We start from the raw sequence: 7537 nt of genomic DNA, 5'->3' as shown, positions 1-7537 counted from the left end.
ACACCCCACACCCCACACCCCACACCCTGCCACCACCGAAAAACTTTTTCAGCAGACCCTAGCTAGGATTTGATAAATGTGATCGCTCTCTTTTCAGTAAGGCACTAGCGAGAAAAATGCCCAGTATTGCCAATACAGCCATGGCATAAAAAGCATAAGTGTAAGTACCGAACCAATCGCGAATTCTACCGGTTACTAAAGTTCCGATCAAAGCACCAACACCGTAGGCAGTAAAAACAATACCGTAATTTTGGGCGTAGTGGTCAGGATTGAAGAAGTGGAGAGTGGTAGCGGGAGCTAGGGCTAACCATCCCCCTAAACAAAACCAAAATAGACAAAAAGCCACTAGATAGCTAGTAACCGCCCCTTTTTCGGCCTTGACCATCAACAGGCAACCGATCAAAATGAGTGTATAGGCCCCGATCGCTAGATAATGGGGTTTCCAGCGATCGCTTAACCAACCGAACAAAGGACGACTAATACCATTAAACAAAGCAAATAGAGCCACACTACTAGCGGCTAACCCCGGCTCGATCTGAATAATTTCCTCAGCGACAGGACTAGAAATACCGATAGCACTCAAGCCAATTAAAGCACCAATAGCATAGCAAAGCCATAAGCCATAAAATGAGCGACTTTTCAGCATATTCACCGGATAATTGGCTGGAAAGTCGGATTTTCGATTAGCTAAATTGGCGGGAGGTTGCCAGTCTTGGGGGGGTAACTTCATGGCGAGGGCAATCATCACAATAATTATTGTAAAGATAATCCCCAAAAATCTTAAACTTGGTCTAACGCTATATTCATTGATCAATCGATTGGCTAAAGGTGCGGTAATCAGGGGAGAAAGGCCAAATCCGATGATAGTTAAACCCACCGCTAAACCTTTTTTGTCGGGAAACCAGCGCGCCACCACTGCCATGGGAACACCGTAAGCGATGCCGACTCCCGTGCCGGCAATGACTCCGTAGGTAAGAATAATTGTCTGGATCTGAGAGGCAAAACTAGCGAGAATATAGCCTAAACCGACGATAATTCCGCCGATAGCCGTCATCCTGCGAGTACCTACCCGGGGGATAAAAAAACCAGCGATCGGCATAGAAGCGGCATAAAATACTAGGGCCACAGTGTAGGGTAATAGGCTTTCCGTGGCGCTGAGATTTAATTCTGTTTCTAGGGGTTTTCTAAAGATACTCCAAGAGTACACCGTCCCTAAACAGAGTAAAACGCCCATTCCTAGAGGTATTAATAACCATCTACCTTTGGCTGCGGGTAATCCCAAAACTGTCAACTCGGAATCATAATTACTGGTAGTCATAGATCGCCGTGACTCTTTCTAGACTTGCTGGCCAGTATTCTAGATGAGATTATGGCTAATAGGGAAAATTTTCCCGAAAATTTTCCGATTAAAATAAGGGGTGAAATAATTCACCCCTTTAAAAGTCTCTCCCCATCTATAGCTGAGGGACTTCTGACGAACTTTAACTAAACTGCCGCGAAGTAAACTTTCGACTTCACAGGGTCTGGAACCATGGTAGCATCGCCTTCTTGCCAACCGGCGGGACAAACTTCATCCGGGTGGGATTGGACGTATTGAATCGCTTTCAGAGTGCGGAGGGTTTCATCGACACTGCGACCAAAGGAAAGATTATTAATAGTAGCGTGTTGGATAACACCTTCTTTATCGATGATAAAGAGACCGCGCAGGGATACCCCCGCATCTGGGTCAAGAACATTGTAAGCGGTGCTGATTTCTTTTTTCAGATCCGACACCAAAGGATAGGCCACATCACCGACACCGCCGGATTTTCTCTCGGTTTGAATCCATGCTAGGTGAGCAAATTCGCTATCGACGGACACCCCTAAAATCTCGGTGTTGATGCTGACAAATTCGCTAACTCGATCGCTGAAAGCGGTAATTTCCGTGGGGCAAACAAAGGTAAAATCGAGGGGATAGAAGAATAAAACGACGTATTTACCCCGATAATCCGACAATTTGATGGTTTTGAACTCTTGATCGAAAACGGCGGTCGCGGTGAAATCCGGTGCCGCTTGTCCGACTCTTAAGCAACCTTCGGCGGTCATACTTTTAATCTCCTTAATCTAGTTTCTGGGAAAATGCAACTATTTTTACATTCCTTAACAAATATATCATAGTCATAACGATTTTGAGTAGTCAGCCGTTAGTTGGGTGTTCGGGTGGCTAGTGGGGAGATAGGGAGGCCACTTCGTGCGCGTTGCGGGGGAGAATAAATAAAAGCTGTGTACTGGAAACAACACACCATGCTGATCAAGGATTTATGCGATCGCCTGACGGAGTGATAATAGGTAACACATCATTGGAGCGGACAGATGTGATATTTTGGGTTAGAATTGACCATTAGAGACGATTTGCTGCCGATCAATTCAGCCGTTAGCTTGCAGTAACGAACCTATGAAAATTGAGGATTTTGGCAATGTTCAGTTATCTTAAAGGATTTTTAGTTAGCCATGCTTCGAAGCTAATTCTATCTTTGTTGGTCGGAGTACCAGTGATCACAACTGTGAGTATCATTATATCCAATCAAATCGCCAAAAAAGAACCTATAGATTTGCAACCCGAAGAAGTAGTACGCAGACTACAAGAAGATTATCCGGGTTGGCAAGATAAACTCTTTGCTTGTCCTTGTACTGAAGACGAGATTATTCAACAAAGGATTATTAACGCAAAATCCTATCCATTGACACCAGCAGGACTGGGCGAGCTTGCACATGAAGAGGTTGTGGGTAATCATCCGGGAGCTAAAGGTTTTTATCGCTCTGTTGCCCCTGAGGAATATCGACCGGAAGGAAGGAAGGATTTATACCCATTAAGGCCAGGTCAGCAATGTACTTACGATGAGAATGGTAGATTAATCACCCATGGACCAGCAGCCGGAACACCCGATGCCTATGGTTCCAATGCGACGGATTCCTATTTCTTTACGTCTATAGGTAAATTTATAGGTAAAGGTGATTTTAGTGGATTGCATATAACATGGGATGTGGACACTTATAAAAAGTTGGGATGGCGAGAGTATCACAAGATTTGGAAGCCGAACAACGGTAATAGCTGCCTATTCAATCCTTCGCCAGAAGGTGAACGAGGTTTACTAGAATTAGAAAAACAAGCCAAAGCTAAGCTTGGACTTCCTAGACTATTATATAAAGGTGAATTTACACGACAAGGGATAAATTTTTATGCGGAGGAATGGATTGATAGTATTAGAGTATTCAAAAGGGATAATCTAGAAGGTTCTCCAAGGACAATATATGAAATTCAGAAAAGATTACTAAGAAAAGAGCAAGGACAGCAAGAATATCGAGAAAGACGAAAAGTGTGGATTCAATGTTCAACACAAAACCCTTGGATGGTTTATTCCAATCCCCTTGATAATACCGATAAGTCTCAAAATTCTGATATGCGTCTTGAATATCTTGGACCAGGTACTTTCGTTAGTATGGTTGCCATACCTGAATATGAATTATATTGGGGGATTTGCCATGATAGTTGGGGTATATCCTATGATTTTTATTATTCACCTGATGTCTCAAAACAATATGGATATTCACCTAATTTAAGGGACGGTTATAGGTATATTTCTCAATCGGAACTTTTGGAGGCTTTATATGGTGATCGTTCTTTATAACCTCTGACCTTAACCTCTTGTCTGACGAATTAGTGTGATCGCCGATCTTCTATTACCGAACTAATTGCCAGCACAACCTATTGAATCATCGATGGCTATTGTCTTATAATGCTGGTTAGTGGATTATACTTTGCTAATTCACCCGACTGGACTGAACATTTACCAAAGTTGCATCAATGAACCAGCAAATACACTTAAAACCACAATTTGTTCTTGGAGCCGCTTCAATGGCTAGTGGTGCAGCTTTAGTGGTTTCAGTTATAACTGACGCATCTCTGGCAACGATACTTATTTATTTAGGAGCTTTTGCTGGGTTTTTAGCTGTTTCAAAATGGCTACGTTCCTCGCATACTGAACGTAAGATCATTCGAGCTAAAGCTATAACTGGTATGTCCGCCGGTGTTATTGCTACAGGTGCTTATGACCTATCAAGACTATTAATTGTCAAATTATTTAATATTCCTCTCAATCCATTTAAGGCAATTCCTGTCTTTGGACAGCTAATTATAGGTGCTAATTCTTCCGAATCTGCTGTCTTAATTTGGGGAATTTTATATCATCTACTCAATGGAATCTTATTTGCAGTAGCCTACTGTTTTTTATTTGGTAATCGAAACTGGAAGTGGGGCATTGCCTGGGCAATGTGCCTGGAAATTGCTATGTTCAGTATTTATCCATCTTGGCTTCACCTACAAGCGGTGATGCAAGAATTTACTATTGTTTCAATTTCTGGACATTTGGTATATGGATCTGTTTTAGGTTTATTCTGCAATAGGTTTTTAAAAATTAATATTGGGGGAAGTTATGGAAACTAAGTTAATTAATTTTTGGTGGCGTGATTTACCTATAGCAGCTAGTAGAGTTTCTGGATTTCTGTCTGTTATTCTAGCTGATGGAATCTACCTGACACACTGGTCAAAAGTTGCCGCTTATGCCCCTGTTATCTCACTTATGTTAGGTTTACTAATAGGTTGGTTTCATTTTGCTCCTGGGGAAACTTTTACCTTTTCGATTGCTGTGATGGCACTTTTGATGGCAATCAGCAGTTTTGGAACTGGACTTGGAAGCCATCTTCTTGTCGGTTATGCCTTCGGTGATTTTTTTCTGTTTCAACACCCAAAAATAGGCAATATATTTCAGACTTTTTTTGTCGTTCAGATTCCTTTGCTACTCTCTTATGCTCTTTTATCGATTCTCTTAATATCAATACCCCTAACAAGTCAAGGGTTACGTTTGCAAACAGTTCCTCGTCTCAAGACTTTAGGAACAATTGGCTTAGTCACAGAGGGATTACTCCAAGCATTAATACAAAGTACCCTCGTATTTGTCTGGACACAGGCAGTACCGATATTGATTCGTCCGGTATATACATGGCAAGGTATTACACCACCGGTAGCGGCAATTCAACCTCTTCAATATAATGGGCAAATGTTAGCTTTATTGGCAGGAATATTAGGTGCTGTGAGAATTTTCTTGGAGTTCAAAAGTTCATCAGATTCCCAAGTAAAGGAGCGAGGGGAAAAACTTCGAGAGGTTCTCCTCAGTAGGAAGATGCCTAATAATTCTCTACCCCCTGTAATTGGAGTATTTATCAAAGCTATTTGTTCTACTGCAATGCTTTCAGGAATGTTATCTAACTGGTTTGAGGCAATCATTCTAGGATTATCTATTACCGGAGTAATGTTACTTCGAGATAGTACACCTAAAAAGTTAATCGGATGGGCAAATATAGTTAATCGTTTTCCTATTTTACTGCGTCTAATTGCTGCGACATGGTTGAGTTATTTTTTGGCTTCAATGATTATCGAACTAATGTGGAGAGGTGATTCTTTTATATCAATCGTGATTTCTACAATGGTCGGAATTATGATTTTTGCTCTACTGATGCCTAACCCAAAACAAAAAGCATTAGAATAGAGGAATCCCTAATGAAAAAAAGCACTCTTGTCCTATTAGTTTTTTCTGTAGTTCTGATCTTTTATTCAGAGCCAGCAATGGCTCATAACTGTAGTGGACTTCAAGATTGTTATCAGCAATCCAAGTTAGCGGCTCTAGCGGCTGCTTTAATTGCTCTTTTGTTGAGTTTATTGCTTGATTTTTCTCCTATTGGCTATTGGAAAGGCTTACTTGAGGCAATTACAGGTAGAGATATTTTAACTGGTGATAAGTTGGCTTGGTGGCAAAGAGCATTGAATCTTGTACCGGGTGGCAAGGGAGCTAGAACTGCTGCTAAGGCTGTTGATAAGATTAGCGATAGTGCTAAGGCTGCTGATAAAGTTAGTGATGCTGCTAAAGTGGGTGAAGAAATTGGTGATAGTGCTAAGGCTGCTGGTAAAATGGAGGAAAAGGCTAAAGCTGTTAATGAAGTGGGTGATGCTGCTAAGGGTGTACATTCGCGTTATAGAGATGGAACTCCTGTCTACAAGGGACAGGAACCACCTCGGTTGGGTGAAGCAAAGCCTGATCCTCAGGCACAAGGAGCGCATACCCTCTTAAGATGGGATAATGTTAACCAACGAGTTTATCAGGGACGGGAATTTGATAACAAAGGGCAGCCCGTGAGAGACATTGACTTTACCAGTCCAACTTTTCCAAATGGTACGCCTCGACCTGACCATCTTCCGCCGCCGCATCAGCATCGATGGTTGCCTAATCCTACAGGAGGCACTCCAAGTCGAAGTAAAAAACCAGAACCACTGTAAGGGAGGATTGATCAATGAAAACCAGTTTATGGGCAATTACTTTGAGCCAAGCTTCTGAAGAACGTCTTGAGGATAGAGTAGCTCTAATTGCAGATTATCTTGGAAAAACTTATAAAGATAGTCAATGGCAGATCTTAGAATTAGATGCGACAGGGAAATGGGGTGGAAAATTAACCTTGCAACTAAACGATGAAGAGAAACTGTACTTGCCCTATCCCGACTTTTTGGCTATCTTAACAGAAGATGGTCAGGTAATCGATTTAGAGGCAGCAATCCTAGTTAATGATCAGCCTCAATTCAAGATCATTATTCAAGATGGATCTTCGGTCGATGTACTAGGTAAAGGGAACCTGCTACCAAGCGACGTGCTGGGCTCATATAAAACATCTGATCCCAAACTTTTTCTGTGGAATTAGTCAAACCCAAAGTATCAAGTTAGTAGGTTGAGTTGACACAAGGAAACCCAACAATTCCCCTAAAACTTCCCGAAAACTCAATTATGCAAAATCGTCTTTTCAAAACATCTTACAAACTCAATAAAAGCAAGCTTAATGAAGTTATTCTTCTTACGAATGAAGTGATGCAAGAAACTCAGATAGAGTTTGTTCGCTCCTATATTAATGCAGGTGAGTGGAGATTAGCGATTGAGACTTTGTGTGACATCTTATACGAAGATGAACTACCTATTTCTGCAACAGCATACAGCTTAATTCAAGAAATTAGCTCTTCTCTAGATCTAAAAAATTCTGTATGGGAGATTTTAAAGCCTCAAGTTCTAATAACGGTTCCCTTCCCAACGAGATAAGTAATGGACTGACCCTACTAAATACACCTCTCCAATAATAATAATTGTGGCTCTTCGGGACTTGGTATGGTTCGATTTGGGGGCATAAATCGACTCAATCCTTATCTGGCAAAAGATTTAATTGATTAGTTCGCTCCAGATCGCAAACAATTGACAAAAATTGCGGCAATGTCTCTCTCTATAAAGGTTTCATTCCTTATAACCCCGTCCATTGCATAAAACAAACCGAAGAACCATAATTGTCAAAATAAGAGATGAAGCCTTTACTAAGAGCTTATCAAAAATCTTTTCTGGAGAGGTATAATAATGAAGAATCAACAGTTGGTAGCCACTAAGGCTGTTGATAAAGTGGATGATGTGAC

General features: G+C 41.3%; 8 protein-coding genes. 6 read left to right on the top strand and 2 right to left on the bottom strand.

Annotated features, from left to right (window positions below):
* Nucleotides 1-58: 58 nt before the first annotated feature.
* Nucleotides 59-1318, bottom strand: coding sequence for an OFA family MFS transporter (locus IQ242_RS11710; RefSeq protein WP_193960093.1), 1260 nt, complete (start codon nt 1316-1318; stop codon nt 59-61).
* Nucleotides 1319-1485: 167 nt separating this feature from the next.
* The gene (locus IQ242_RS11705; protein WP_193958300.1) at nt 1486-2085 is read right to left on the bottom strand and encodes a peroxiredoxin; all 600 of its coding nucleotides are present in this window, start codon (nt 2083-2085) and stop codon (nt 1486-1488) included.
* Nucleotides 2086-2456: 371 nt separating this feature from the next.
* On the opposite strand from IQ242_RS11705, the gene IQ242_RS11700 reads away from it, so the two are divergent.
* The 6 genes from IQ242_RS11700 to IQ242_RS11675 all read left to right on the top strand — a co-directional run bounded on the left by IQ242_RS11700 (nt 2457) and on the right by IQ242_RS11675 (nt 7175).
* Complete coding sequence (locus tag IQ242_RS11700; protein ID WP_193960092.1) at nt 2457-3668, top strand: hypothetical protein; 1212 nt, start codon at nt 2457-2459, stop codon at nt 3666-3668.
* Nucleotides 3669-3844: 176 nt separating this feature from the next.
* A complete protein-coding gene (locus IQ242_RS11695; protein WP_193960091.1) occupies nt 3845-4483 on the top strand; it encodes a DUF6789 family protein in 639 nt (212 codons plus the stop codon).
* Entirely contained in the window at nt 4473-5585 is a 1113-nt protein-coding gene (locus IQ242_RS11690) for a hypothetical protein (RefSeq protein WP_193960090.1), read from the top strand. Before IQ242_RS11695 ends, IQ242_RS11690 begins: the two co-directional genes overlap by 11 nt.
* An 11-nt stretch (nt 5586-5596) precedes the next feature.
* Nucleotides 5597-6370 (top strand): pre-toxin TG domain-containing protein, encoded by a 774-nt coding sequence (locus IQ242_RS11685; RefSeq protein WP_081417898.1) that lies wholly within the window; start codon nt 5597-5599, stop codon nt 6368-6370.
* Between the two features lie 14 nt (nt 6371-6384).
* On the top strand, nt 6385-6786 hold the full coding sequence (locus IQ242_RS11680) for a hypothetical protein (RefSeq protein ID WP_072926982.1): 402 nt from the start codon (nt 6385-6387) through the stop codon (nt 6784-6786).
* Between the two features lie 83 nt (nt 6787-6869).
* Entirely contained in the window at nt 6870-7175 is a 306-nt protein-coding gene (locus IQ242_RS11675; protein WP_072926983.1) for a MafI family immunity protein, read from the top strand.
* Nucleotides 7176-7537: the final 362 nt, after the last annotated feature.

This window comes from Microcystis sp. LEGE 08355 (assembly GCF_015207185.1).
Lineage (GTDB): Bacteria > Cyanobacteriota > Cyanobacteriia > Cyanobacteriales > Microcystaceae > Microcystis > Microcystis panniformis.
The sequence above is the reverse complement of the archived record's forward strand: the minus strand, read 5'-3'. Positions and strand labels throughout refer to the sequence as shown.